Raw genomic sequence first — 26,999 nt, 5'->3', positions numbered from 1 at the left:
AGGTCATTCAAGACAGGTCATTCAAGATAGGTATAGCCTTCCAGCCCTTCGCTTAAACTGGCAGCAAAGCGAGCCTGCTCATCGGCAGAGAAGCCGCTGGCGGCTAGCTGGTCGGTGAGCTTCTGCTTGAGCACGTTGGCATTGAAGTTGACGTAGGCCAGCACCTGGGCCACCGAATCGCCTGCCAATGGGTTGGAGAGCGTCCATTCGCCATCGGCATTGAGCGCGGCGTCGACGGAGTCGGTATCGCCAAACAGGTTATGCAAATCGCCAAGGATCTCTTGATAGGCGCCCACCAGGAAGAAGCCTAACCAGCGCTCGTCGTCTGAAGCCCACTCAGGCAGCGGTAGAGTGCTCTCCACCCCCTGCCCGTCGACGTAGCTGTCGATGCGGCCATCAGAATCGCAGGTAATATCCTGTATCACTGCCCGCCGAGTGGGGGCCTGATCGAGCCCGCTAAGGGGCAGCACCGGGAAGATCTGTTCAATGCCCCAAACGTCAGGCACCGACTGGAACAGGGAAAAGTTGACGAACAGTTTATCGGCGAGCTTCTCCGCGAGTTCATCCATAATTTCGCGATGGGCGCGGTTGCGGGTATCGAGCTGGGTGCGCAGCCGGGCGCAGGCGGCCATATAGACCCGCTCGCCTTCGGCCCTGGCGGTAATGTCGCTCAACCCCATTACAAAACGCTCCTGCAGCTCACTCACCGCTTGCAGCAGGTCATGCCACGCTTCTACCAACATGCGCGGCTCTTGTGCGGTGGCGAGTTGCTCGAACACACGCCAGAGTAACTCAACCTGAGTGTCCTCTTGAGCATGCCGCTCCGGTGGGGTGTCGTCGATACGCTCCTCGCCAATCACATTGGTGATCAACACCGCATGGTGAGCGGTGAGTGCGCGGCCCGATTCGCTGATCAGGTGTGGCTGCGGGAGGTTCGCCTCCTGGCATAGCTGGGCAAAGGCGCTCACTACGTTACGGGCGTACTCACGCATCGAGTAGTTGGCCGAGCAGAAACTGCGTGAACGCGTGCCTTCGTAGTCGATACCCAAACCGCCGCCCACGTCCACCGTGTCAATCGGTGCACCCAGTTCCGTCAGGTTCTGATAAAAGCGCGCACACTCGCGCAGACCGCGCTGAATGTCGCGAATATTGGCGATCTGGGAGCCCAGGTGGAAGTGCACCAGTTGCAGACTCTCCAGCGCCTCCTCGCGACGTAGTGTATCGACGACTTCAAGTATCTGACTGGCGGTGAGACCGAACTTGGATTTTTCGCCGCCGGTATTCTGCCATTTGCCTTTACCCACCGAGGCCAAGCGGGCGCGCAGGCCTATGCGGGGCGTAACCTCCAGCTCGCGTGCCTCTTCCAAAATCAGTTGCAGCTCGGAGAGCTTTTCGACCACCAAGTAGACCTTGTGGCCGAGCTTTTCCCCCAGCAGCGCCAGTCGCACGTATTCGCGGTCTTTGTAGCCGTTACACACAATCAGCGAGGAGCCACCGTCGGAAAGCGCCAACACCGCCAGCAGTTCTGGTTTGCTGCCCGCTTCCAGTCCTACGCGACCACTGCCGCGCTCGGCGGTGGCCAGAATCTCTTCGACCACCCGCCGCTGCTGGTTCACTTTAATCGGGTAAACCGCGGTGTAGCCGCCCTGGTAGTCGCAATCGCTCATCGCGGCATCAAATGCACCGCACAGCTGCTCGACCCGGTCGTGAAGAATATCGCTAAAGCGCACCAGCACCGGCAGGCGCAGCCCGGCTGCTTGCAGTTGGCGCACCAGACCGCTCAACGGTAGCGCTGGACCTTCTGCATCATTACCCAGCGGGCGTACCAGGGCTTGGCCGTGGTCATCTACGTCGAAGTAACCGCTGCCCCATTGGTCGATATTCCAGGTGCGCCGTGCGCGAAGGGCAGGGCTAGTCGTTGCCATCACACTCATGCAGAAACCTCTGGTAGCGGCAGTGCACCTTGGGCAATGCGCGCGTTTAAAATGGTACGGAAACGCTCGGGGTCGTGGGGCGTCAAGTCGTGAGCAGGTGGATCAACATAGACCACCAACAAGCGTGACAACCAGTAGCGTAACGCCGTCATACGCAGCATGGTGGGCCACAATTCCCGTTCATCCGCGGTTAATGGGCGGCGTGCCTGGTAGGCACTCAACAGGGTATTGTAGCGCTCAGGGTGGAGTGTGCCATCGTCGTTAGAGGCCCAGTCGTTGATCACGATCGCCAGATCAAACAGTAGGTCGCCAGTGCAGCCATTATAAAAGTCGATAATACCGCCAAGCTGATCACCCTCAAACAGGGTGTTGTCGCGAAACAGGTCACCGTGAAGGGCGCCTTGGGGAAGCTCATCGTGCTGCGTAAAGGCACTTTCGAAGTCGTCGACTTCATCCTTCATCAGCGTTTGATCTGCAGGGCTCAGGTAGCTCAACACCTTGTGGTGCATCACCTGCAGCCAGTTCAGGTCCCGTGGGTTCGGGCGATGGCCGGGGAAGCGCTTCGACACCACGTGCAGGCGACCCAATGCATCGCCTAAGGCTTGGCACTGGGCCAGATTGGGCGCTTCCGGATGACGGCCAGGCAGGCGTGGAAATAGCAGCGCCGGTTTGCCCTCCAGGCTATGCAGCGCAATGCCTTCCCGGTCGTGAATGGTGCCAGGCACCGGCAGGCGGTGTTCGTCTAAATAGTCGAGCAGCTCAACGAAGAACGGCAGCTCGGCTTGCTCGCCCTGTTCGAACAGGGTTAACACCAGCTGGCGGCGGTCGGTAGTGACAAAAAAGGTCGAATTTTCGGTGCCGCCCGCCACCCCCTGTAGGGAAACGAAGCTGCCAACATCAAATTTTTCTAAAAACGCGGCGACCTGTGCGTCGCTAAGCGGGGTAAATACAGCCATGAGAGTCTCGCCCAGGTTGCTAAGCCCATTATTGTAGCGGCTTGGTCGCTGAGTTGGCAGCGTTGTTGTGTTAAAGAGAGTGTGAAAGAGAGGAGCGTTTGCCTCTGCAGGCAGCCTGCGCAGCGGGTATCATGTGAGGAACTCTTTTTAGCACTTATTTTTTACGACTCTCTTTAGGAATTTGGTTATGGCTCGCGCTCCGATCGTCCTCGTAGATGGCTCCTCCTACCTTTACCGTGCCTTCCATGCGCTGCCGCCGCTAACGACCTCCAATGGTCAGCCGACGGGCGCGGTGAAAGGCGTGTTGAACATGCTCAAGCGGTTGATCAAGGATTACCCCGACAGCCCCATGGCGGTGGTATTTGACGCGCCGGGTAAAACCTTCCGTGATGAGATGTATAGCGACTATAAAGCTCACCGTCCGCCCATGCCCGATGACTTGCGCAGCCAAATTGCCCCGCTGCACGCCTGCGTCAAAGCATTGGGCCTGCCGCTGCTGTGTATTGAAGGCGTGGAGGCGGACGATGTAATTGGGACGTTGGCCCACCATGCCACCCAGGCGGGGCGCGACGCGGTGATCTCCACCGGCGATAAGGACATGGCGCAGTTGGTCAATGCCCATATCACGTTGGTCAACACCATGAAGGATGAAACCCTGGACGAGGCGGGGGTAGAAGAGAAGTTCGGCCTGCCACCAGCGCTGATTATAGATTTTCTCGCCCTAATGGGGGACAAGGTCGATAACATTCCCGGCGTGCCCGGCGTGGGTGAAAAGACCGCGATTGGTCTGCTACAAGGCATGGGTGGTGGCCTGGAGACCATTTATGGCGATTTGGAACGGGTCAAAACGCTCACTTTCCGGGGCGCGAAAACCCTGCCCAAGAAGCTTGAAGAGCATCGCGAGCAGGCGTTCCTCTCCTATCAGTTGGCTACCATTAAAGTCGACTGCGATTTGCCGGTGGGCTTGGATGATTTGGATATTGCCCACCCGGATCGCGAGGCGCTGGTCAAGCTGTATAAAGAGATGGAGTTCCGCCAGTGGCTGGGCGAGTTGCTGGAAGGCAAAGACGAGGGCGTGGATGACGTCAAAGGCGGCGAACCGGCGCCCGCCAGTGCTAAAGATGTTGATAGCGAAGCGCAGAATTTAAGCGTGCCTCGCGAAGAGCCTGCCCTTGCAAAACCAGACCGCCAAGACCAGATCATTCTTGAGCAAAAAGACTTTGAGCGCTGGCTGGATAGGCTACAAAACGCCGAACGCTTCTGTTTTGATCTGGAAACCACCAGCCTGAACTATATGGATGCAGAAATCGTCGGCGTCGGCCTGGCGCTGGAAGCAGGGGAGGCCGCCTATATCCCCCTGGCCCACGACTACCTGGATGCGCCTAAGCAGCTTGACCGCAAAACGGTGCTGGCGGCGCTAAAACCGCTGCTGGAAGACCCTAAAAAAACCAAGATTGGTCAGAACCTCAAGTACGATATTTCGGTGTTGGCCAACTATGCGATTTCCGTGGCGGGCCCGTTTGCCGACACCATGCTGGCCTCCTATGTGCTCAACTCCACCGCCACCCGCCACGATATGGATTCCCTGGCGCTTAAGTACCTGGGCGAGAAGACCATCTCCTTCGAAGAGATTGCCGGTAAAGGCGCCAAGCAACTGACCTTTAACCAGATTGCCCTGGAGCAAGCGGCGCCTTACGCCTGCGAAGATGTCGATATCACCCTGCGGCTGCAGCAAGCGCTGCGCCCTCAGGTTGAAAGCGAAGGGCGCCTGGCAGAAGTGCTGGATAATATCGAACTGCCGCTGATCAAGGTGCTCTCGCGCATTGAGCGCAACGGGGTGGCGGTGGATGCTGAGTTGCTGCATCAACAGAGCCAGCAGTTAGAAAAGCGCATTGGCGAACTAGAGCGTGAGGCGTTTGAGCTGGCCGGGCGCGAATTTAACCTGGGTTCGCCCAAGCAGTTGGGGCAAATTCTGTTTGAAGAGCAGAAAATCCCGGTGCTGAAGAAAACGCCTAAAGGCGCGCCCTCTACCGCAGAAGGCGTGCTGGAGGAGCTGGCGCTGGATTACCCTCTGCCCAAGGTCATCATGCAGCATCGTGGGCTGGCCAAGCTTAAGTCCACCTACACCGACAAACTGCCGCGGCTGCTTAACAAAGCTACCGGCCGGGTGCATACCAGCTACCACCAGGCGGTTACCGCCACCGGGCGGCTGTCGTCGTCGGATCCCAACTTACAGAACATCCCCATTCGTACCGAAGAGGGGCGCAAAATTCGTCAGGCGTTTATTGCCCGGCCCGGCTACCGCATCGTCGCTGCCGACTACTCGCAGATCGAGCTGCGCATTATGGCGCACCTTTCCGAGGATAAAGGCCTGCTGGAAGCCTTTGCCGAGGGGCGCGATATCCATACCGCCACCGCGGCGGAAGTTTTTGGCACCTCTCTTGAGAAGGTGTCGGGTGATCAGCGCCGCAGCGCCAAAGCGATTAACTTCGGTTTGATCTACGGCATGAGTGCCTGGGGGTTGTCCCGCCAACTGCATATCGAGCGTAATCAGGCGCAAACCTACATCGACCGCTACTTTGACCGCTACCCTGGCGTGGCCCGCTATATGGAGCGCATTCGCTCGCAAGCGGCGGAGGATGGTTTTGTCGAAACTGTATTAGGGCGGCGGCTTTATCTGCCGGAAATTCAGTCGCAAAACCGCAACCGCCGCCAAGGCGCCGAGCGCACCGCGATTAACGCGCCGATGCAGGGCACTGCCGCCGATATTATCAAGCAGGCGATGATCGATGTGGATGCGTGGTTAGCGGAAGGCGAGTTCGATGCGCTGATGGTCATGCAGGTGCACGATGAACTGGTGTTTGAAGTCGCCGAGAAGCAGGTCGAGGCCTTTATCGAGCAGGTGCAAAAGCGCATGCAGGGCGCGGCAGAGCTGAAAGTACCGCTGATTGTGGAAGCCGAGAGCGGCGCCAATTGGGATGAGGCGCACTAGGCACGTCTCCCTTCAACGAAAACCCCGCAGCCGGTGTGGCTGTGGGGTTAGGCTAACTACTATGGTTAGGGCAGGGGCTTAACGCCAGCCGACGCGATCAAAAATGCGGATTGCTTCTGGGTTGTTTTCCCCCAGCACGCTGATATTCACGTCATCCGTTTTGAAGTTGCCCCAGGATTCGAGCACCGGATCTTTCTTGATGCCTTCAACCACTGGGAACTCGTTGTTGCCGGAGGCAAAGATTTCCTGGGCAGTGTCTGAGGCCAGGTATTCAAGGAAGCGCACGGCGTTATCGCGGTTAGGTGCGCCTTCTACGACACCGGCGCCGCCAACGTTGACGTGGGTGCCGCGGTCATCCTGATTGGGGAAGATAAGACCCACTTTACGCGCGGCTTCGCGATCGGCGTCGTCGTCAGATTTCAGCAGGCGAACATAGTAGTAGTGATTGGCCACGGCGATGTCACACTCGCCGCTGGCAACGCCAAGAATCTGGTCGGTATCGCCGCCTTCCGGATCCCGCGCCATGTTATTGACAACGCCCTGGGCCCACTCTTCGGCACCCTCTTCGCCATGGTGCTCAATCATTGCGGCCAGCAGTGACTGGTTGTAAATGTTGTTGGAAGAGCGGATGCATACCTTGCCTTCGAACTGGGGATCGGCCAGGTCTTCATAGCTTGTGATCTGGCTTGGGTCGAAGTTTTCGCGGTTGTAGAAAATAACCCGGGCGCGCTGACTAAAGCCAAACCATTGGCCATCTGGGTGGCGCATGGATTCGGGCAGGCGTTCGTTAAGGACGTCAGACTCGACGTTTTGGAAAATGCCTTCATCTTCCGCACGCCATAGTCGGCCTGCGTCGACGGTCATCATGACATCAGCCGGACTCGCCACGCCTTCGCGTTGAATACGTTCGATCAACTGGTCTGAGTCGCCTTCAAGGATGTTGACTTCGATGCCGGTCTCTTCGGTGAAAGCGTCATATAGGCGCTCATCAGAGTCGTAGTGACGAGCAGAATAAAGGTTGAGCTCGTCTGCTAAAGCCTGACCGGCAAACGTAGCACCCACCATCATCGCTGCCATCGGAGCAACAAAGCGTATGGTTTTCATTTAGTACATCCTTATTTATTAAATGATAATAAGTTGCATTATTAACATTGTTATTGAAGCGTTTCGTATGCTGTGCGTCAAGACTCTAATAGTAAAACATTGGTAGAGGAAATCAGATGCGTGCATAACTCGGCAATAAAAAATAGAATGCAAACAACTTTCAAATGTACCCAATCCGCGTTTAGACGTTTGTCGTGTGGTTGGCCCAGCTGTAGAGGGGTATTTATGACGGCAACCCTGAAAGTCACCTCGGCGGTGCCTGGCTCATCGGCGTTAACGCTGCACAATGTGCGGCATGCCTATGATGGTCATACGGTAGTAAAAGGCGTGGATTTAAGCGTTGCTCCAGGCGAGGTGGTGTGCCTACTGGGCCCCTCGGGGTGCGGTAAAACAACGCTGCTGCGAATCGCCGCGGGTCTGGAAGTGCTGCAAGAGGGCAGCGTCTCCTTGGAAGATATCTATATAGCCGGGCAGGGCCACCGCCATGTGCCGCCGGAGAAACGCAATGTCGGATTGGCGTTTCAGGATTCGGCGCTTTTCCCCCACCTCACCGTGTTGGAAAACGTCACCTTTGGACTTAAACATCTAGCCGCTCGGGGACGTCGGGAGCGGGCAGCACAGTTGCTTGAACAGCTGGGTATGGCCGCGTATATGGATGTTTACCCGCATATGCTCTCCGGTGGGCAGCAGCAACGAGTGGCGCTGGCGCGGGCGCTGGCGCCAGCGCCGCGTTTAATGCTGTTGGATGAGCCGTTCTCAAGCCTGGATGCGCGGCTACGCGACCGCATCCGCGATGATACCCTCCACGTGCTCAAAAAGGTCGGTGCGGCGACGCTGCTGGTAACCCACGACCCCGAAGAAGCCATGTTTATGGCCGATCGCATCGCGTTGATGCGCGATGGGCGGATCGTACAAACAGGAACCCCCCGCGAGCTTTACTGCGCGCCTCAAGACCCCTTTGTGGTGACCTTTTTTGGCGACGTCAATGAGCTACAGGGCAAAGTGCATAATGGCGCTGTGAACACGCCTGTTGGGCGGGTGCCTGCCCCGGGATTAGCGGAGGGTAGCGATGCGCAAATCATGATCCGCCCCGAGGCGCTGCGAATCGTCGAGCGAGATCTACCTGCGGGTGAGCACGGCCATAGCCATGTGGTGATGGCGAAACTGCTGGGGCGTACCAGCCTGCTACACCTGTGTGCCCATGGCGAAAACGGCCTCGAGGCGCACCTACACGCGCGCGTACCGGGTGTATTTCTACCCGCAGAAGGCCAGCCGGTGGATATTCACCTCGATCTTTCACAAGTCTTTGTGTTCCCGCTCACGGCTTAATCTTAATCAGGAGTTAGCGCCAGGACGTGAGCGGCGCATGGCCATGCTCAGTAGAATAACCGGCAAAATGCCCACCACCACAATGGCCAGCGACGAGGTGGAGGCTTCGGCCAGCCGTTCGTCAGAGGCCAGGTTGTGCGCCCGCACGGCCAGGGTGTCGAAGTTGAAGGGGCGCAGAATAATCGTCGCGGGCAGCTCCTTCATAACGTCAACGAAGACTAAAATTCCCGCCGCCAGTAGGCTGCTGCGCATCATCGGTGTGTGAATATGGCGCAGCGTGCCGCCCGCGGTCTGGCCCAGAGTGCGCGAAGCGGCATCCATACTGGGTGTAACTTTGCCCAGACTGGCCTCCACCGCGTTGAAAGAAACGGCTAAAAAGCGCACTACGTAGGCGTATAGCAAGATAAACGCCGACCCACTGAAGACCAGCCCAACGATGTAACCATAGTGATTATTCAGCCAGGTATTAAGGACGTTATCCAACCAGGCAAACGGGATTAAAATACCCACCGCGACCACCGAGCCCGGAATTGCATAGCCCATGGAGGCGACCCGGGAAGCCACCCGCGCAAACGTCGTATCGTGCATGCGTACGCCGTAACTCAGCACCACCGCCAAGCCCACGGCGATCAGCGCCGCCACGGTTGCCAGCCCCAGGCTGTTCCAGGCGTAGCCGATAAAGCGCGAGCCCCACAGCGAATCGCCCCCCTGCTGGGCTAAATTGAGCAGAATGCCGCTGGGCAGTAAAAAGCCGACCAGCACCGGCACCAGACAAGCCAGCGTCGCTGCTGCAGCGCGCCAGCCGTGCAATACGTACTCGGGCAACTGCTGGTAGCGATTGGTGGTGTGGAAATAGCGCCGCTTACCCCGCGACCAGCGCTCCAGCAGCACTAATACAATCACGAAGGTGAGCAGGCACGCCGCCAACTGCGCCGCCGCCACCTGCTCGCCCATGCCAAACCAGGTGCGGTAGATACCGGTGGTAAAGGTATCTACACCGAAGAACTGAACGGCGCCGAACTCGTTAAGGGTCTCCATCAATACCAGCGATACGCCCCCCACCAGCGCCGGGCGTGCCAACGGCACGGCCACGCTGGCAAACAGTTTCCAGGGGCCCCGGCCCAGGGTACGGCCTACATCCAGCACGCAGACCGACTGCTCTATAAACGAGGCCCGTGCCAGCAAGTAAACGTAGGGGTAGAGCACTAGGGTGATCACCGTTGCAGCGCCACCCAGGGAGCGAATATTGGGAAAGTAGTAGTCGCCATACCCCCAGCCAAATGTCTCGCGCAGTAGGCTCTGTAACGGCCCGGCAAACTGGAGAAAGTCGGTGTAAGCGTAGGCGATAACGTAGGTGGGCACTGCCAGCGGCAGCAGTAGCGCCCACTCGAAGAGCCACTTGCCGGGAAAGCGGCACATCACCACCAGCCAGGCTGTCCCAGTACCGATGATAAGTGTGCCGAGTCCTACGCTCACCACAAGCCAGAAGGTGTTATTCAAATAGCGGCCCAGTACGGTGCTGGCCAGGTGTTGCCAAACGCCATCGGTAGGCATCGCGATATGGGCGAAGACCACCAGCACCGGCAACGCCACCACGAATGCTACCGCTATCAAGGCAATCGACCAGGGATTGGCGCGACGGCTAAGCGAAGAGGGGAAGGCAAATAGCCCGCGATAGCCGGATCTGAACACGCGAACACTCCTTGCATTGGCGGAAAGCAGTAGTGGGAAGCCGGACAGTAGCGCTGCGCGCTTGATGCGAAATAATACCGGGTGTGAATAGTAGCACTGGCGCCGCACGACTGCAGCCTTGTAGGCTCGCCGACCGTACAAAAGTAAGCCCGCCGAGGCGGGCTATTAACGGTGGGAAGTGAAGCATTAAGCCGATGGGGAAAAGACCTAGTAACCCAGCATCATGCTCGGCAGGCCGGTGATCAGCCAGGGGAAGAACGCCATCAGCGTACACGCCAGTAGAATCAGCGCGACGAAGGGTACGACTGCCTTGTACAGGTCGACGATTTCAACCCCGGGTGGTGCCACCCCTTTCAAGTAGAACAGCGCATAGCCAAAGGGTGGGGTTAGGAAGGAGGTCTGCAGTACCACCGCTACCATCACCACAAACCAGAGCATATCCACGCCCATGGTTTCGACGATGGGCAGCATGATGGGGAAACTCAGCAGCACAATACCGGTCCAATCCAGGAACATTCCCAGGATAAACACCAGGAACAGCATAAGAATCAACGCCCCTATAGTGCCGCCGGGCATGGCCAGCACTAATTCGCTGATCACGGTCATACCACCACCACGGGAGAACACGCCGGTAAAGGCGGTCGCCCCCACCAGCACCAGCATGACCATGGTGGTGGTTTTACCCGCTTCGATCATTGTCCAGAAGCAGGTGCTGATTTTGCGGTCGCCGAAAATCAAAAATAGAATAAAGGCAATAAACACGCCGATGGCTGAAGCCTCTGTCGCCGTGGCAATACCGGTAAACAGCGCCCCCAGTACACCCAGGATCAATGACATTGGCGGCACTACGTACTTCGCCAGCATGATCAGCAGCTGCTTCGTGCTGACTTCTGCACGCTCCTCAGCTGGCACTCTGGGGCCGTAGCTGGGTTTGATAAAGCAGATGATCAGTACGTAGAGGGCGTACATCACGCCGAGCAGCAGGCCGGGAATCAGTGCGCCCGCAAACAAAGCACCTACGGAAACCGGTGAGTAGCTGGCCATCAGAATGAGCATGATGCTGGGCGGAATCAAGATGCCCAGACAGCCGCTGGCCATAATCACACCGGCGCTAAGCTCTTTGTTGTAGCCATACTTGAGCATCGGCACCAGGGCAATCATACCCATCACCGCAATCGAGGCACCGACAATACCGGTGGTGGCAGCCAGGAGCACCGAGACAATCACCACGGTAAGCGCCAGTCCTCCGCGCAGGTTCGCCAGTAGCAAGCGCATGGCGTCAAACATCTTCTCGGTAACGCCGGAGTCGTTTAAGAATCGCGCCATGAGGATAAACAGCGGTATCGCCACCAGCACATAGTTGTCCATGGCGTTACCGAAAATATTGTTGATCAGGGTGCCGAGTATGCGTTCGCCGGGCCCCAGAAAGGCGCCAACAACCGCTACGCCGCCGAGCACAAAGGCCAGCGGGTGGCCCATAAACAGCCCTACCATCAGGCCACCAAACATCACCAGCGTGAGTAGTTCAGGACTTAAGTTCATGCTGATGTCTCCTCGCGAAGCTGCATGATGGCACGCAGCACAATGGCAATGGCCTGCAGCAGAATCAGAATGGCGGCGACGACAATCACGGCTTTAATTGGGTAGACCGGAATGGAAACCATGCCGTAAGTGGTTTCCCCGCGACTCCAGGAGCGTTCAAAGAATTTCCAGCCCAGGGTAATCAGCATCCAGATAAAGGGGACAAAGAAAATGAGATAGCCAAGCACGTCAAGCACGGCTTGCTTCCTGCGCGATAGCAGGCGCTTGAGCACGTCGACTTCCACGTGGGCGTGGTGTTTGAGTCCATAGGCCGCCATCAGCATGAAGTGGGCGCCAAACAGCATTTTAGTCACGTCAAAGGCCCAGTCACTGGGGCGTCCAAACAGAAAGCGTGACGCAATATCGAACAGAACAATCAGGGTAATGATGGCAATCAATGGAGCGATGATGCGCCCGAAAGCTTCATTGATGGCATCGATCGCCTTGGCAATCGCATTCATGGAAGATCTCCGCGGTCAGCACAAAAAAACCGCCCCGGTAAAAAAACCGAGGCGGCACAGAAGCGCCTTACAGGCAGGCTTCGATCTCTTCCAGTGAGGGCAGATTTTCCATCACCCGGCTCATGTTGTAGGGAGCGGACACATCGCGCCAGGTTGCATAGTGCTCAAGGTAGGCAATCATCGATTGGTAGACCTTGGCGTGGTCAGGGTCTTCACAAGCGCCACGCAGAATAACCTCATTGGTCACTTCTTGAATGCGCGCCAAGTCCTCTTCTGAGAACTGGTTGATAGTGACGCCCTCATCAATGAATTTCTGGGTGGCTTCAGTCGACTGTCGCTCAGACCAGGCTAGCGACCACGCCATGGTGGCGTCCGCTGCAATACGCAGGGTCTCTTGGGTCTCTTCGGAGAGCGCGTCCCAGGCGTCCTTATTGATCATCACGCCAAACACGCTAGCGGACTGGTGCCAGCCTGGCGTTGCCCAGTAGTCTGCTACTTCGGCAAAACCGGCGTTAAAATCAACGCCTGGGGTGGAGAACTCACCCGCATCGATAACGCCGCGCTCAATGGCTTGGTAGACTTCACCGCCGGCCAGGGTAACCTGGGAGCCGCCCAGCTCTTCAAGCACGCGACCCTGGTCGCGACCGGAAAGGCGCAGCCGCTTGCCTTCAAGGTCGGCGATGCTCTCAATCGGGGTGCGGCCCATAAAGCCCGACTCATTGTTGGTAATGCCGTAGGGGAGATAAACCATGTTGAACTGGCCATAGATCTCTTCGTAGAGCTCGCGGCCGCCCCACTGCTGAATCCAGTTGAGGTAGTCAACGCCATTAAACAGGCTGGTGGTGGTCGCCAGTGGCGAGAAGGCGGGATTCAAGCCTGCCCAATAGCCAGGCCAGTCGCCCGCAGCTTCAATGCTACCCGTTTCAGTGGCGTCAAACACTTCGGTGCCGGGCATCAGCGTGCCGCCTGCGCGGAAATTGATTTGCAGCTCTTCGCCGGCGAGTTTATTGACCAGTTCCACCCAGTGCTGGTCAATCTTGATCAGGTCAAGGTTTTCCGGCCAGGTGGTGGTCATTGTCCACTGTTCTTGGGCTTGGGCAGTGGTCGATAAGGCAGCGAAGGCAATGCCGGCAGTGAGGCCGGTGAGAGCGAATTTGGTCATTTTTTTCATGATGTATTTCCTGGTTTGGCGTGTGGCGTTATTAGTGTTGGTTACCTGGAGTCAGGAAAGTGCAGCGCTACTAGGTTACGTTTACGTAAACAAGGGTTTTAGCGCTTCAGAGCTAAATTAGCACATCAACCCCGCTGCGGTGCAATATCAGTAATGTAAGAGATGTCGCCTGTGGGGGGTTATACGTATTCTTTGCAAACTTAATTAAAACATGTGGTTACCTATTTTTTTGAGCGCCACAAAGAGGGGCTAAGTAAGTCGAAAACGTTGAAAGGGGTTAAATTGTGCAACCAAAGTTGTAAGGATAAGGCTCACAATCAGGCGCTCAGCGGCACACTGACAGACGTAAATGGGTAACGTAATGGGAAGCAGTCGTGCTGGAGAGGAAGGTCAGTTGTTAAATAGCCAAGTGCCAGAGAATAAACAGCAAGCACGAAGGATGGCAGCGCTTGTTCATCATGCGCAGCGCTTAGCTCGCCGCCGCTGGCGCCAGCTAGTGTGGCTAAGCGGCGATGCCCAGCAGTGCCGAACGCTTGGACAGGCTTTATGGCAAGCCCACTCCTGGCATGCACCGCTGTGGGTGGGAGATGGGCATCTTTCGCCTCGCAAGGCGCGCACGCGACTGGGCGCAGAGCATCAGTTGGTAGTGCTCGATACCCACGGCAGCGGATTTGATCCTGAGGCGTTGGGGGCCTTGTCAGGAACGCTCACCGCCGGTGGCTTACTGGTATTACTCACCTCAGAGCCTTGGGGAGCGACGCCGGATCCGGACTATGCGCGTTTTGCCGATCATCCCTGGCGCTGGCCTGATCTGAGCTGTCACTACTTAGCGCGCTTGGCGCGTCAGTTGCAGGCCTCGTCTCAGGTGGTGCGCTGGGGCCTTGATCAGTCGCTGCATCTGCCTCACCTGCCTGCGCGCAGAGTAGACGACACAGCAGCAACTGATAGCGACTGCCTCACCTCCGATCAGGCCTACGCAGTGCGGCAACTGGTTGGCTTAAAGCGCCGCCGCCCGCTGGTCATCACTGCGGATCGTGGGCGCGGCAAAAGCGCGGCGCTGGGTATAGCCTGCGCTCGGTTGCTAACCAATAAAGCCCAACGAGTAGTGCTCACCGCGCCACGGTTGAGTGCGGTTGCGAGCGTGTTTGAACGGGTAGCAACACTTTGCCCGGACGGCCGTCGCGTTGCGCCAGGCCACTTTGTGTTGGCCCAGGGCAGCGAGCTGGTTTTTTTACCCCCGGATCTGCTCACCGAGCAGATTAACGATCAGCAGCAGGGCGGTGATGGCAGCTATCTAATGGTCGATGAGGCAGCGGCGATTCCCGCAGCGCTGCTGGGGCAGTGGCTCGCCGCCTTTCCACGTATTGCTTTTGCCACCACGGTGCATGGCTATGAGGGCTCGGGAAGAGGGTTTGCCTTGCGCTTTCGCGTGACCCTTGACCGTATGACGCCTCAATGGAAAGCGCTAACGCTTAACTCGCCCATTCGCTGGCGCAGCGGCGACCCCCTGGAAGCTCTGGTCAATCAACTGCTGTTGTTAAAAGCGCCGCTGCCCAGCGCTCAGGCGGATGGCAGCGTTGTGGCAACCAAGGTGATTGATCGCGCCTGGCTTGCCCAACAGGATGCCCTCTTGGAGAAACTGTTTGGACTGCTGGTGCAGTCCCACTACCGCACTTCTCCCAACGACCTGCGCCAACTGCTTGACGGCCCCAGCACTCAATTGCGCCTAATTGCGCAGGCGGGCGAGCCTCAAGCGGTATTGGTTACCCGAGAAGAAGGCGGCTTTGAGGCCACCCTTGCCGAGCAGGTCGCCCGAGGTGAACGCCGTCCACAGGGGCATCTGCTGGCTCAGTCGCTGGCGACCCACGCGGGCAGTCGAGATGCGCTAACAGCCCGCTGGCGGCGAGTGGTGCGTATCGCGACCCACCCCGAGCGGCGTCGCCAAGGCTTGGGGCAAGCGCTGCTGCACGAGGATATGGACGCCGCCAGGCAGCAGGGGGTTGCGCTCTATGGCGCGACCTTCGGGGCAGAGGCGTCGCTGCTAAGCTTTTGGCTGGCGTTGGGCTTTAGGCCGGTACGCCTGGGGATCAGCCGGGAGACATCCACCGGTGAGTTCGCTGTTATGGTGGCCAAAGCGCTGAATGCAGAAGGCGAGACGGTGCTGGCTGATCTTAGTGAGCGCTTTCAGGCGGCACTGCCGGGTCTGCTCGCTTTTGAGCTTAAAGCGTTGCCTGCGGCCGTGCTGGTACTGCTGCTCGGCCACCTGCCGAGTACTCCGCTAAACGACCGTGAGTGGCAGGATGTTAAGGACGTAGCAACGGCCCATCGTGACCCCGTCCTTGCCCGCCCGGCGCTGCAAGCCTTGGCCCGTGAAGCCTGCCGCTGTACTTTAACCGAGCCCCAGCAGCAGGCGCATCAACGGTTAGCCGCCTGGGCGTTTCAAAATAGTTCCCTGGCGGATGCCCACGGCGATGCCTTGAAAGCCCTACGCCTCGCTGCCAACAGCCTCACTGAGGTAAAGTAGGCTGGTTACCGATAACGAAGAGTCCTTATGAACGCACATCTTGACGCGCTTGAGCCCTCATTGGTTTGGCGCCACTTTCGAACGCTATGTAACACGCCGCGCCCCTCCGGGCATGAGTCGGCACTCGTCGCTATCCTCGAAAGCTGGGCCGATGCCCAAGGCCTCGCCCATGACCGCGATAGCTTCGGTAATTTACGCCTACGTAAACCGGCATCCCCGGGCTGTGAACAGGCCCCGGGGGTGGTGCTCCAGGGCCACCTGGATATGGTCGCCCAGGCCAATAGCGGTCACGCCCATGATTTTACCCGCGATCCAATCAGCACTTATGTGGCTGACGGCTGGCTACACGCCGATGGCACTACCCTGGGCGCAGATAACGGGCTGGGCGTGGCGGCCATTCTTGCCGTGCTGGAAGACCCTGATTTACGCCACGGGCCACTGGAAGCACTCTTTACCCTGGAGGAAGAGACCTCCATGGGCGGTGCGCTGAACCTGGCGGAGAACTGGCTGGAAGGCTCGCTGCTGCTTAACCTGGACAGCGAAGATCGGGGCCAGGTCTATATTGGCTGCGCGGGCGGTGCCGACGTTGAAGTGGATGCCCAGTTGCCCAGCGCCGCCACTTCCGATCACGAGCGAGTAATCGAGATCGCCTTGACCGGCCTAAAGGGTGGCCACTCCGGTATTGATATCCATAAACCGCTGGGAAATGCCAACCGTTTATTGGTTCGAGTTTTGCGCTCCTTGGAAGCGTTTGACGCGCGCTTGATTAGCTACCACGGCGGCACCTTGCGCAATGCCATCCCTCGGGAAGCCTTTGCCCAGGTAGCGCTGCCCGCCGATGAACTCGACGCCGCCATGGTGGCTATTGCGGGGCTGGAAACGATTCTGCTAAGAGAGTTGGGCAGTGGTGATAGTGGTCTTAGCATCAGCGTTCAACCCCTAACCGAGGCGCCCGAAGCGGAGCCGCTAACCTTGGACGCCAGCGTTATGCTGTTGGCAGCACTCCACGCTGCTCCCTGTGGGGTCGAGCGGATGAGCGCCGATGTCCCCGGCGTGGTAGAAACCTCCAATAACCTGGGAGTGCTAAGCCTGGAGAATGGGCGGCTGCACCTCTGCGCGCTGGTTCGTTCGCTGCACGACAGTGCGGTGGTCGCCATGGCGGATCGCTTTCAAGCGCTGTTTGGATTGATTGGCGCACGGGTGAAAGTCGAGAACGGTTACCCAGGCTGGGCGCCGAATCCGAATGGCGAGCTATTGGCGACCTTTAATGCCCGCCATGCGGCGCTGCTGGGACGCGAGCCGGAGGTGAAGGTTATCCACGCCGGGCTTGAGTGCGGCATTCTTGGTAGCAAATACCCGCATTTGGATATGATCTCTTTTGGGCCGCTGATTCGCGGCGCCCACTCGCCGGATGAGCGGGTGGAGTTAGCCTCGGTGGAAGAGTTCTGGACGCTGCTGCGGGCGTTGATCGAGGATCTCGCGACGCAACGTTAATCCGCGTTTTCAATCGATAAGCGCAACGAAAACGGCACCCAAAATGGGTGCCGTTTGACGTCAGGATGACTAAAAACTTTTTAAACGCCTATTTACTCAAGTAGGCGTTGAGCATCCAGATGGTTTTTTCCTGTTCACGGATATAGTCACCGGCTTGTGCGGCGGTGCCTTCATCGTCGGCGTCAGAGGCGAGCGACAGCAGTTCACGCTGCAGCTCAATAATCGTTTGATACCCTTTGAGCACACCTTTGACACAGGTAGTGCCGTCGTGAACGTCTTTATCTTCCTGAATACTTGAGAGTTTCACGTAGTCACTGTAAGCGTGTACCGGCTTGTGGCCCAGGGTCAGGATGCGTTCGGCAACCTCGTCTACTTTGGTCAGCAGGTCGGTATAGAACTCTTCAAACTTGGCGTGCAGCTCGAAAAAATCGTTACCACGAACATTCCAGTGGTAGCCACGCACGTTCATGTAGAAAATTTGGTAGTTGGCCAGCAGGTGGTTGAGCTTTTCGGCGAGCTGACTAGCGCTACCTTCGTGTAGGCCAATGCTATTGGTATCCGTCATATCCTGCTTCCTCATTTATGCCGCCGTGTTTCGGTAGGCGGCGGTGAATTCATGCTTCCAGAATAGGGCGTCTTTGCGGCGCTGCAAAACAAGTTTTTTGCATCGCTGCCATAGCGTTTCGGCATCAGCATTTGTACATCAGCGCTATGACCTTACATCGTTGCCGCTATCCTTTGAGTACTCTATTAGATGCTGGCGGCGTAGGCTTTTTTCAAGGCTTGTTTCAAGGGCTGTGCACCCACAGCCGCAACAGACTTTCACAGCGCGCTTCCAGCAGTTCAGCGGTGCGTGGCAGGGCATCGGTTAAGGACATGGGGCCATCGGCCAGCGCAAACGCTGCCGTGACACCCTCGTCAAAGCAGGCCTGCCAGCCATCGCCCAGGCTGCCCGCCAGTACAATAACGGGTTTGTGGAGGCGTTGGGCGGCACGGGAGACGCCAATCGGGGTTTTGCCAGACAAGCTTTGGCCATCCAGGCGCCCTTCACCGGTGATCACCAAGTCGGTATTGGCCAAGAGTGTGCTCATATCGGCCTGCTGCATAATCATCTCAATACCGGGCTTCAGGGTGGCATTAAGAAAGGCCTTGGCTGCAAACCCCATGCCGCCAGCGGCGCCTGCGCCCGGTAGGGTGCGGTAATCATCACCTAAGACATGGGCGCTGATATCAGCGAAGTGCCCCAGCGCACGATCCAACTGCTCTACTTCCTCCGGGGATGCGCCTTTTTGTGGGCCAAATACCGCGCTGGCGCCCCGCTCGCCCAGCAGTGGGTTATCCACGTCAACGGCGGCTTCCAGGCTGAGCTTGGCTAAACGCGGGTCTAGCCCTTCGAGTTCTAAGCGAGCTAGTCGGTTAAGCGCCGCGCCGCCAGGGGGCAGCGGTTCTCCGTTTTGATCTAAGAAGCGTGCGCCCAGCGCCTGGAGCATGCCCGCACCGCCGTCATTAGTCGCGCTGCCACCAAGCAGTAGCAGCGCTTTCTCAGCACCCTGATCCAGGGCCGCCAGCAGCAATTCGCCCACCCCGAATGTGGAGGTGTGCAGCGCAGTGCGCTCATCGGCCTCAAGGTGCTGTAAACCACTGGCTTCTGCCAGCTCAATAAACGCGGTACGCTGGTCGCTCAGCCAGCCCCAGGCTGCTTGGCGAGGTCGCCCCAGGGCATCGTGAACCTTTAGCTGGCGACGCTCGGCGCCGGTGGCGGCGATCAGCGCATCCAAGCTGCCTTCGCCGCCGTCAGCCAACGGGCAAACCTGAACGTGCGTCTGAGGTGCGGCACGCTGTACACCCCGCGCCATGGCGGCAGCGGCGTCTTGGGCGCTGAGCGCATCTTTGAAGCTGTCGGGGCAAAGCAACACATTCATTAGCACGATCTCCGCAAAAGAGTGTCTTCAATACGGTGTCTTCATTACAGTATCAGTTAAGTATGATCACCTTTGGGAGCTTAGCGCGCTAGCCTGCGCCGAACCAGCGGCCTCGTCCGTTAAAGGATCTAACATGAAGTCGATACCCATAAGCTTAACCTGTCTGCTTGCACTTGCTGGTTGCCAGGTAGTCCCTGATCGCCTGCCTCAAGCAGAACCCGCGCCTGCGGCTTCGTGCTACTTCTCCGCCGCCCATGAGCAGGCACTGGAAACCAGCGTTGATGTGCTCACCGAGTGGGGCTTTACCCTGAACTCTACCGATACCACCTTGGGGTTGATCAGCGCTAGCCGCGAACGCCCGCTACACGGTTATTACGACCCTTACGATGATGCCTTCGGCTATGGGCATGGGATGCGCCTATTTGGTGGTTTGGGCGTAGGCCGGGGTTCCGGGGTAGGGTTCGGTATAGGGGGTGGTTTTGGCGGTGGCGTAGGCCAACAGCCGGTGGAGGTCGAACGTGTGTCGCTACTGGTGGACGACGCGCATATTCGTATATCCCGTGATATTCGCCGCTTCGATCACTGGGGCGACTTGCGCGAATCCTACAGTGCCAGCAATGACGATTTCTGTCAGCGTTTTCAAACCCGCTTTGCGAAAACCCTACCTGCGACCGGGAGGCCGTTATGAAAATTCGCCACTGGTTCTTAGTGGGGCTATTGGGAGGGCTGGCTGGCTGCGCGACGACGACGCCTTTAGAGCCCCGTGAACTGGTTTATGCTACCTCTCCAGAAGAGACGTTTCGCGATGCGGTCGAGCTGATGGTGGAGCAGGGGTATGTGGTGCGCCATGCAGATCTGTCGTTGGGGCGAGCGGAAGCATCGCTTGCCCGCTGGCCGGAGTACCGTTTGCAACTACAGGTGAGCGAAGAGGCGAGTGGCAGCCGCGTGCGGGTGTCTGCACTTAGAGGCAGCCAGCCACTGCCGCCCCGGTTGCTCGACCCTTGGCTTGTCGCCTTGCAGCATAAATTAGGAGTTGCGCCATGAAGTGGGCCGGGAGCACCGTTGCCGTTTGCTTGGCCATGAGCAGCTTTGTGGTCAGCTCCGAAGCCCGTGCCCATCCTCATGGCTGGATTGACTTGAGTGTACGGGTCATCACCGATGATCAGGGCGTGGTCAGTGGCCTGCATCAAACCTGGCGGATGGATCCTTTCTACAGTCTGGTGGTTTTTGAAGAGCTGCAGCAGGTGGAAAACGCCAGTTTGGAGGAGGGCCTGGATCAGCTTGGCAGAGAGATTCGCGATAATCTCGCCGCGCAGCACTATTTAACCGAAGTGAAGATTAACGGTGAGCGCCAGGCGTTAGGCGAGGTAAGCGAATATACCGCCATGGGGCGCGATGGGAGACTCGTCTTTATGTTTATCCTGCCGCTGGAGACACCTCAGCCGCTGACAGACGCTCTGCTTAGTTACCAAGTGTTTGACCCCACTTACTATATCGAGGTGGTACACGAGGAGGAGGGTGGCCAACCCCAGGATGATGCGCTGATACTCCACGGTGAGCCTGCCTGCGAGTTGTCTATCCTGCCTGCTGATCCAGACCCTGAAATGGTGATGCAAGCGGCGCTGCTCGATAAGGATGAGAGTGGTGAGCCCGGCTTGGGGCGCTATTTTGCTGAAACTGGCCAAGTTGATTGTCGCTAGCGGTTATTTAAAGCGTGCTGGTCATGCTCAAACTATCAATTATAACTGTGTTTATGTTACCTTGTAACAATTTTGCGGTGGAGCGGTAAGATGTCATTAACACGGCCCTTCAAACGACACCTAGGGGTAATGCTGGGTCTGCTGTTAGTCGCAGTAGTGCTTATGATTGCTTGGCAAGGCGGGTTTCAGAGCGTGAGCTACCAACTGCTTGGTTGGCAACGTGATCTGCACCGTTCGCTAACGCTGGCGATTACCGAATTGTCGCGTACCCCTTCCATGATGACATGGGTGAGTCTGTTGGGCCTTAGCTTCGCTTACGGTATTTTTCATGCCGCCGGGCCGGGGCACGGCAAAGCCGTATTGGCGACTTATCTAGCCACTCACGGCGGTGCGGTCAAGCGCGCCCTGGGGCTGTCGTTTGCCGCCTCTTTGTTGCAAGGGGTGACCGCCATCGTGCTAGTCGTGGTATTGGTATATGGCTTGGGCTGGGTGACTCGGCAAGCCATGGGCAGCGTTGTCTGGGTGGAGCAGGCCAGTTTTTTGCTGGTAGCGGTCTTAGGGGCATGGCTATGTTGGCGAGCCGTAAAGCAACTGCGGCGAGCCTACCAGCCAGAGCGAATTATCCACTCCCACGGCCTAGGCGAAGAGCAGCATCAAGACCACGCACACAGCCATGACCACAGTCACTGCTGCGGTGGTGCGCACCATATTGAACCGCAGCAGGTGCTGGATTGGCGAACAGCGGTGATGACGGTCGGCGCCATTGGTATGCGCCCCTGTAGCGGTGCCGTGCTAATGGTAGGCGCAGCCAGCTTGCTGGGGCAGTTCGAGGTGGGCGTGGCATCGGTCGTGGCCATGTCGATCGGCACTGGGATAACGGTGTCAGCGCTTGCGCTGGCGAGCATTTTTGCCCGCGGTTGGGCACAACGCCGCTTATCCAAGCCGCGGCACAGCCAGCGTGGCGTGCAAAAAGCCACCGGCTGGGTAGCCTTAGCCGGCGGTGCGTTGATCGTGGTGTTGGGCACCTCCCTTAGCATTGCGGGTATTACCCAGCCTGCCAGTGGGCCCCTGCTCAACGAGCCGCCTGCTCGGCAAGGTCACCCATTAACGGGTAGCGGTAGGCTATACATCGAGGTCATGGATAAGTGCCAGCAGTTGATCCCGTAACTGCGCCTGGCCATCCAGATCGTAGGGTTCGGGTGAGCCATTGCCCCATACCGGGGCAGGCCAGGTGGCATCGCCGTGGTGTCTAAGCACCACATGCACATGCAGTTGGCTAACCACATTGCCTAGCGAAGCAATATTGACTTTGTCTCCCCCCAGGGCTGTTTTCATTGCGTCGCCTAGCTGTGTGGCTTCACGCCACAGCTGCCGCTGGTCGTCGGCAGAAAGCTCGAATACTTCGCTAATAGAAGCGTGGCGCGGCACCAGGATCACCCAAGGGTAGCGCGCGTCATTCATTAGCAGCACGCGGCTTAGCGGTAAGTCTGCGATGGGGAAGGTGTCGGCGGCAAGACGTTCATCTAGCTCGAAATTGATCAAATGTTAGGCTCCAGACAGTGGTTTTGGTCATGGCTAGTATAGTCGCCGCGAAGTGAAGTAGGGAAAGTGAGCGCAATTGCCAAAACGCTGTTACCCTGAAAAAACTCCCAAGTGGCAAATTACGTTGCCAGGGGAGTTTCCCGATGATGAATGATCGTTAAGGAGAACGGAAAATGAAAAAATTATTGGCCATGAGTTTTATGCTGCTGATGACGGCGGGTGTTCTAACGGGCTGCAATACTATTGCTGGCGCTGGTCAGGATGTTGAAGAGGGCGGTCAAGCTGTCCAGGATGCAGCAAGTTAAGGTTGCATGAAAGATGGTAGTATCCCACGGGCTAGGCTAACGCCTGGCCCGTGGGGGGTTTATGGCCTATCCCTATAACCTACTTTTTTGGAGATTCAAGGATGAAACCCTGTACGTCTTTGGTTAAGTTTGCCGCTGTTAGTGCCTGTGCGCTGTTGTTAACGGCCTGTGTTAACTCGCAAATGCCTATTTCCCCTGCCAACGATGACGTAGACGCTGCGCCACCGCCGCCAACGGTAGGGTCGAATGGCGCCAGTGATGAGCAAGCCGCCAGCTGTGATCCAGACGCTATCCAATCGGCTATCGGTGAGCCCTTCGATGAGGCTAACGCTGCGCAGTTACAAAGCGACAGCGGCGCTCGACAAGTGCGCGTACTTCGCCCTGGTGATATGGCGACCATGGATCACCGCCCGGATCGTTTGAATGTGCATCTTGACGATCAGGATATGGTTGAAGATCTGCGCTGCGGCTAGGGCTAGGGCTAGGGCCTGTTGACGTTTTGTTACCCCAAAATCAGCACGACGCAGGCGGCGGTCAACACCCCCATAGTCATATTGAACGCCCGCCATGCACCGTCGCTTTTAATCCACTGCCCAATGGCCGTGCCAAAGGCAGCCCATAAGGCAATGCAGGGCAGCGCTACCATTTCTGCAAAGCCTGCCAGTAGCAGCGCATTAAATACCGGTTGGCCGCTTTCGGGTAGAAAACCTGCCATCAACGCTAGCCCCATTACCCACGCTTTTGGATTGGCGAACTGAAATGCCGCCGCCTGCCAAAAGGTAAAGGGGACACTATGGGCCTGCGCCTTAAGATTGGGTGGCGGGGCGCTGGCGATTTTCCATGCCAAATAGAGCAAGTAGGCGCTGCCGACCCAGCGCAGTGCGGTTTGAATCGCCGGGTAGCGTTCGAACAGCACCCCCAACCCCAGCGCTATGCCCGCGAACAGCAGAAAGCAGCCACCTAAAATTCCCCACATGTGCGGCAGTGTGCGCTTAAAACCGAAGTTGGCGCCAGAAGCGGTGAGCATGACGTTGTTCGGGCCCGGCGTAAGGGTCATCGACATCATATAGAGTGCGGCCGGGCCGAGGATTAACCATTCGCTGTTCATTTTATTGTATCCATACAATTATGGGTGGAGAGTTGCTTTTAAGGATGTATTGTTAGCATAATGGGGTTTAAATTGACGTCAAAGGTTTTATTGTCACCATGACAATGTGGGTGCCTTCGCTAGCTGAGTTTTCTGGTTCACGTTACCGCGCTATTGCCAGTGCCATTGAAGCCGCTATCCAGGCAGGTGAGCTTCGGCCTGGGGAGCGTTTGCCGCCCCAGCGCCGTTTGGCAGATGCACTGGGTGTGACCATTGGCACGGTTACCCGGGGGTACGCTGAAGCGGAGCGTAATGGCTGGGTGTCGGCACGAGTGGGTAGCGGCACCTACGTAAAGAGCCAAACCCAAAACAGTGCTTTTAGCCTGACACTCCCCACTGACGAAACGGTCGGTGTGATCGATTTAAGCCTTAGCCTGCCGCCTCCTAATCCGCTGCGACAGTCGCTATTGAGCGAAGCGCTGCATGCTTTAAGCCAATCTGGGGCAGCATTGGCACGTGGCGTTACCTATCAAGGGGCCCAGGGGCGCCATGAGCATCGTGAAGTCCTCGCTCGCTGGTTAAATACCCTAGGTATGCCACTAATGGCCGATGAACTGCTCATCACCCAGGGTGGCCAGCACGGCATTAGCCTGGCGCTCAGCACCTTGCTTCGGCCAGGCGATCTGCTGGCCGCCGATGCCTTGACCTATCCCGGTGCCATCAGCGCAGCGCAGCAGGGTCATCTAAAGTTGGTAGGCATTGGTCAAGACGGTGAAGGGATGCGCATGGATCTGCTTGAGGCGCAGTGTGCCCGGCAGCCACCTAGAGCGATTTACCTAACGCCGGAACAGAACAACCCCACCGGCGCCTGTTTAAGCGAATCACGCCGCGAACGACTGGTAACGCTGGCAAGGCGCTACGATATCTGGCTGATTGAAGATGGCGTGCAGTATCTGCCCGCTGAGCAGCGTGGTACGCCTCTTTATAAACTTGCGCCGGAACGCACGCTGTTTGTGTTTAGTACCGCTAAAGTACTCGCGGGCGGGCTGCGGATAGGCGTGCTGCGCGCGCCTAAAAGCTTACATGAGCGGCTAGCGACAGGCCTACGCGCCCAGAGTTGGATGGTGCCGCCGCTAATGGTCGATGTGGTCTGTCACTGGGTTAACCAGGCTGCGGCTGAAAAGCTACTTACCTGGCAGACCCAGGAGCTGGTGGAGCGTCAGCGGCTGGCTGCCGAATGGCTGCAAGGGTTTACCCTCAGCGGGCGATCTCACAGCAGTAATGTTTGGTTGACGCTGCCAGAGGGGAGCCGGGCCGGAGAGCTGTGTGAGCGACTACTGCAGCGGGGCGTTAAGGTCAGCAGTGCAGAGCCCTTTTGTGTAGGGAGCACGCCGGCGCCGCAAGCGATTCGGCTATGTATTGGCGCCGCGGCGGATCGCAGTGAATTGATTCAGGCATTGAGTATCATCGCCGCCTGTTTGACTGAGCGCCCATTAGCCCCTGCCACGTTGTAAATTACTCATAGCGGTCTTTCCAGCGTTGCCGATTGACCTGCTCTTTAAGCATTTCGAGCACATCGTACAGCACCTGTTCGGTAACCCGGTTGCTGCCTTCGTCAACCGTCAGCCAAGTGTCGAAGCTACTGTCGGCAGTGCGCTCCACTAACTGTCTAAACTCATCCGAATGAATGCCTAGCAGCAGTTCATCGACTAGACGCTGAGCAACACCACTAAGCGAGGCTTCCATCGCACTGGTGGCCTGCTGCCCCATGGGCAGCCGGTTCAGGCGCTGAATTTCGGGGCTTTCACGTAACGTGCGGCTCACCAACTCGCTGATCGCTGCCATAATGGATGGGCGGTTGTGCTGGTAGGCTTTGCCGATGGTGCTCTCCAGCCGCTGAGCGATCTCATGAATCAGCTGCGCTTTGCGCGGCATGATCACGCGCTCAATGACGCGCTCGGTGAGAGAGTCGCTGGCGCGTATCTGCTCCTGCACATTGCCCAGTAGCCGCAGGGCAATGCGGTCAGAGAGCTCTTCAAGCAAAATATCGTAATACTTGGCAAAAAACTGATAGATATCCCAGCGGGTAACATCAATAAGACCCAGGCGGTGGAGGCGGTGGAGCAGCGATACGACGCGTAAAATACGCAGCAGGCGGAAGCCCGCCAGAGGAATACAGCCCAGCACGTCATACCAATGCACGAAGGGGTAGAAGAACCAGCGATGATAGCGCCGCTCGGCAATGGCGATTGACCAGCCCAGCAAAACATCGGCGATAAAAAAGCTAACAAATACCAGGTCGATGGTGATGAAGCGGCTATGAATCACCTCATCATAGAAAGTGTGAAAACCGGGGGCAAGATTGGCGATGCCCTGGTTAATGGGGCCGAGCAGAAACAGTGAATCAAACAGCAGCAGAGAGAGGTTGATCACTACCAGCGTCAGAATGAAAAAATCCCAACCAATGTGGGCGTATTCAACCGCTCTCGGCAGGTGCGGGTAGCGTTCCCTGGCGGACATACGAACTCCTTGTCGTTGGATGGGGCTTATGTCGAGGGCTATGTGTTTGACTGGGTATTAGGCGGGTACTGATGCTGGGTAAACAGCTCTTCTTTCTCGGCCTGTTTGCGTAACTTCTTGCGTAAAGCCGCCTTTTCAAAGCGTAGCTGCTGTAAGGGCGTTGCCAAGCTGAGCGGCGGTACGCTGGCGGGTTTACCATCAGCGTCCACCGCAACCATGGTGAGGTAGCAACTGTTGGTATGACGGATCAACTTATTACGAATATCTTCAGCCACGACCTTAATGCCCACCTCCATCGACGAGCGACCAACATGGTTGACGCTGGCTAAAAAGGTGACCAGCTCGCCGACATGAATCGGCTGCTTAAATAGCACCTGATCCACCGACAGGGTCACCACATAGTGGCCCGAATAGCGGCTGGCGCAGGCAAAAGCGACTTCATCGAGTTTTTTAAGAATCGCGCCGCCATGCACTTTGCCGCTGAAGTTCGCCATATCGGGCGTCATCAAAACGGTCATGGAGAGTTCATGCTGCCCAGGCAGGGCAGCGTTGGCGCTGATTTCGGCGTCTGTCATACGGTGCTCCTGCTGTTACTTGAAACTCATAACGGCTGCCCGCGCCACTTATATGATGGGCAAGCTGGACGACGGGCAGCCATTAGCGGTTTTTTAAAACTAATCTCTTT

Annotated in this window: 24 protein-coding genes; 11 read left to right on the top strand and 13 right to left on the bottom strand. The window is 57.5% G+C overall.

All coding sequences use genetic code 11. The features are described from left to right. Positions 1-17 precede the first annotated feature (17 nt). Together speA and OM794_RS17685 are read right to left on the bottom strand one after the other, a co-directional pair. A complete protein-coding gene (speA, locus tag OM794_RS17690) occupies positions 18-1,934 on the bottom strand; it encodes a biosynthetic arginine decarboxylase (RefSeq protein ID WP_226250713.1) in 1,917 nt (638 codons plus the stop codon). Continuing rightward, positions 1,931-2,890, bottom strand: coding sequence for a homoserine kinase (locus tag OM794_RS17685; RefSeq protein ID WP_226250712.1), 960 nt, complete (start codon positions 2,888-2,890; stop codon positions 1,931-1,933). Before OM794_RS17685 ends, speA begins: the two co-directional genes overlap by 4 nt. Positions 2,891-3,077: 187 nt before the next feature. On the opposite strand from OM794_RS17685, the gene polA reads away from it, so the two are divergent. Next, on the top strand, positions 3,078-5,882 hold the full coding sequence (gene polA / locus OM794_RS17680) for a DNA polymerase I (RefSeq protein ID WP_226250711.1): 2,805 nt from the start codon (positions 3,078-3,080) through the stop codon (positions 5,880-5,882). Positions 5,883-5,960: 78 nt separating this feature from the next. Here polA and OM794_RS17675 read toward each other — a convergent pair whose 3' ends face one another. Beyond that, positions 5,961-6,986, bottom strand: a complete 1,026-nt coding sequence (locus OM794_RS17675; RefSeq protein WP_226250710.1) for a Fe(3+) ABC transporter substrate-binding protein — start codon at positions 6,984-6,986, stop codon at positions 5,961-5,963. Between the two features lie 225 nt (positions 6,987-7,211). Here OM794_RS17675 and OM794_RS17670 point away from each other — a divergent pair, with 225 nt between their 5' ends. Next, positions 7,212-8,315 (top strand): ABC transporter ATP-binding protein, encoded by a 1,104-nt coding sequence (locus OM794_RS17670; protein WP_226250709.1) that lies wholly within the window; start codon positions 7,212-7,214, stop codon positions 8,313-8,315. Between the two features lie 6 nt (positions 8,316-8,321). Here OM794_RS17670 and OM794_RS17665 read toward each other — a convergent pair whose 3' ends face one another. The 4 genes from OM794_RS17665 to dctP all read right to left on the bottom strand — a co-directional run bounded on the left by OM794_RS17665 (position 8,322) and on the right by dctP (position 13,220). After that, entirely contained in the window at positions 8,322-10,007 is a 1,686-nt protein-coding gene (locus tag OM794_RS17665; protein ID WP_226250708.1) for an ABC transporter permease, read from the bottom strand. Positions 10,008-10,214: 207 nt separating this feature from the next. Then, entirely contained in the window at positions 10,215-11,549 is a 1,335-nt protein-coding gene (locus OM794_RS17660) for a TRAP transporter large permease (protein WP_226250707.1), read from the bottom strand. Continuing rightward, positions 11,546-12,049: a TRAP transporter small permease subunit gene (locus tag OM794_RS17655; RefSeq protein ID WP_226250706.1), complete on the bottom strand. Its 504-nt coding sequence runs from the start codon at positions 12,047-12,049 to the stop codon at positions 11,546-11,548. The genes OM794_RS17660 and OM794_RS17655 overlap by 4 nt, the downstream gene beginning before the upstream one ends. A gap of 67 nt (positions 12,050-12,116) precedes the next feature. Then, positions 12,117-13,220 (bottom strand): TRAP transporter substrate-binding protein DctP, encoded by a 1,104-nt coding sequence (gene dctP / locus OM794_RS17650; RefSeq protein ID WP_226250705.1) that lies wholly within the window; start codon positions 13,218-13,220, stop codon positions 12,117-12,119. A 439-nt stretch (positions 13,221-13,659) separates the two neighbouring features. Between dctP and OM794_RS17645 the strand changes: the two genes are divergently transcribed. Then, positions 13,660-15,744 (top strand): tRNA(Met) cytidine acetyltransferase TmcA, encoded by a 2,085-nt coding sequence (locus tag OM794_RS17645; RefSeq protein WP_226250732.1) that lies wholly within the window; start codon positions 13,660-13,662, stop codon positions 15,742-15,744. A gap of 27 nt (positions 15,745-15,771) precedes the next feature. Next, positions 15,772-17,238 (top strand): aminoacyl-histidine dipeptidase, encoded by a 1,467-nt coding sequence (locus tag OM794_RS17640; RefSeq protein WP_226250704.1) that lies wholly within the window; start codon positions 15,772-15,774, stop codon positions 17,236-17,238. Between the two features lie 88 nt (positions 17,239-17,326). On the opposite strand, the gene OM794_RS17635 is transcribed toward OM794_RS17640, so the two are convergent. Further along, positions 17,327-17,803 carry a Dps family protein gene (locus OM794_RS17635; protein ID WP_088699324.1) on the bottom strand — a complete coding sequence of 159 codons (477 nt, stop codon included), beginning with the start codon at positions 17,801-17,803 and terminating at the stop codon, positions 17,327-17,329. Between the two features lie 223 nt (positions 17,804-18,026). Then, entirely contained in the window at positions 18,027-19,160 is a 1,134-nt protein-coding gene (locus tag OM794_RS17630; RefSeq protein WP_226250703.1) for a glycerate kinase, read from the bottom strand. A 133-nt stretch (positions 19,161-19,293) separates the two neighbouring features. Here OM794_RS17630 and OM794_RS17625 point away from each other — a divergent pair, with 133 nt between their 5' ends. The 4 genes from OM794_RS17625 to OM794_RS17610 all read left to right on the top strand — a co-directional run bounded on the left by OM794_RS17625 (position 19,294) and on the right by OM794_RS17610 (position 22,027). Continuing rightward, complete coding sequence (locus OM794_RS17625) at positions 19,294-19,848, top strand: hypothetical protein (protein ID WP_226250702.1); 555 nt, start codon at positions 19,294-19,296, stop codon at positions 19,846-19,848. Then, on the top strand, positions 19,845-20,204 hold the full coding sequence (locus OM794_RS17620; RefSeq protein ID WP_226250701.1) for a hypothetical protein: 360 nt from the start codon (positions 19,845-19,847) through the stop codon (positions 20,202-20,204). The genes OM794_RS17625 and OM794_RS17620 overlap by 4 nt, the downstream gene beginning before the upstream one ends. Then, the gene (locus OM794_RS17615) at positions 20,201-20,860 is read left to right on the top strand and encodes a DUF1007 family protein (RefSeq protein ID WP_226250700.1); all 660 of its coding nucleotides are present in this window, start codon (positions 20,201-20,203) and stop codon (positions 20,858-20,860) included. The genes OM794_RS17620 and OM794_RS17615 overlap by 4 nt, the downstream gene beginning before the upstream one ends. A 90-nt stretch (positions 20,861-20,950) precedes the next feature. Next, a complete protein-coding gene (locus tag OM794_RS17610; protein ID WP_226250699.1) occupies positions 20,951-22,027 on the top strand; it encodes a nickel/cobalt transporter in 1,077 nt (358 codons plus the stop codon). Here the strand turns inward: OM794_RS17610 and OM794_RS17605 are convergent. Beyond that, positions 21,983-22,402, bottom strand: a complete 420-nt coding sequence (locus OM794_RS17605) for an HIT domain-containing protein (RefSeq protein ID WP_226250698.1) — start codon at positions 22,400-22,402, stop codon at positions 21,983-21,985. The two genes, OM794_RS17610 and OM794_RS17605, sit on opposite strands and share 45 nt — an antisense overlap. Before the next feature lie 173 nt (positions 22,403-22,575). On the opposite strand from OM794_RS17605, the gene OM794_RS17600 reads away from it, so the two are divergent. Both OM794_RS17600 and OM794_RS17595 read left to right on the top strand, forming a co-directional pair. Beyond that, a complete protein-coding gene (locus OM794_RS17600; protein ID WP_226250697.1) occupies positions 22,576-22,707 on the top strand; it encodes an entericidin A/B family lipoprotein in 132 nt (43 codons plus the stop codon). A gap of 101 nt (positions 22,708-22,808) precedes the next feature. After that, positions 22,809-23,180 (top strand): I78 family peptidase inhibitor, encoded by a 372-nt coding sequence (locus OM794_RS17595; protein WP_226250696.1) that lies wholly within the window; start codon positions 22,809-22,811, stop codon positions 23,178-23,180. A gap of 29 nt (positions 23,181-23,209) precedes the next feature. Here OM794_RS17595 and OM794_RS17590 read toward each other — a convergent pair whose 3' ends face one another. Next, positions 23,210-23,815, bottom strand: a complete 606-nt coding sequence (locus OM794_RS17590; protein WP_226250695.1) for a LysE family translocator — start codon at positions 23,813-23,815, stop codon at positions 23,210-23,212. A gap of 98 nt (positions 23,816-23,913) precedes the next feature. Here OM794_RS17590 and OM794_RS17585 point away from each other — a divergent pair, with 98 nt between their 5' ends. Beyond that, positions 23,914-25,308: a PLP-dependent aminotransferase family protein gene (locus OM794_RS17585; protein ID WP_226250694.1), complete on the top strand. Its 1,395-nt coding sequence runs from the start codon at positions 23,914-23,916 to the stop codon at positions 25,306-25,308. 1 nt (position 25,309) lies between these two features. Here OM794_RS17585 and OM794_RS17580 read toward each other — a convergent pair whose 3' ends face one another. Next, the gene (locus OM794_RS17580; RefSeq protein ID WP_226250693.1) at positions 25,310-26,314 is read right to left on the bottom strand and encodes an ion transporter; all 1,005 of its coding nucleotides are present in this window, start codon (positions 26,312-26,314) and stop codon (positions 25,310-25,312) included. A gap of 38 nt (positions 26,315-26,352) precedes the next feature. Then, positions 26,353-26,889, bottom strand: a complete 537-nt coding sequence (locus OM794_RS17575; RefSeq protein WP_226250692.1) for an acyl-CoA thioesterase — start codon at positions 26,887-26,889, stop codon at positions 26,353-26,355. Positions 26,890-26,999 lie beyond the last annotated feature (110 nt).

It is taken from the genome of Halomonas sp. BDJS001 (assembly GCF_026104355.1).
Classification (GTDB): domain Bacteria; phylum Pseudomonadota; class Gammaproteobacteria; order Pseudomonadales; family Halomonadaceae; genus Vreelandella.
This window is presented reverse-complemented; position numbering and strand designations above follow the sequence as displayed.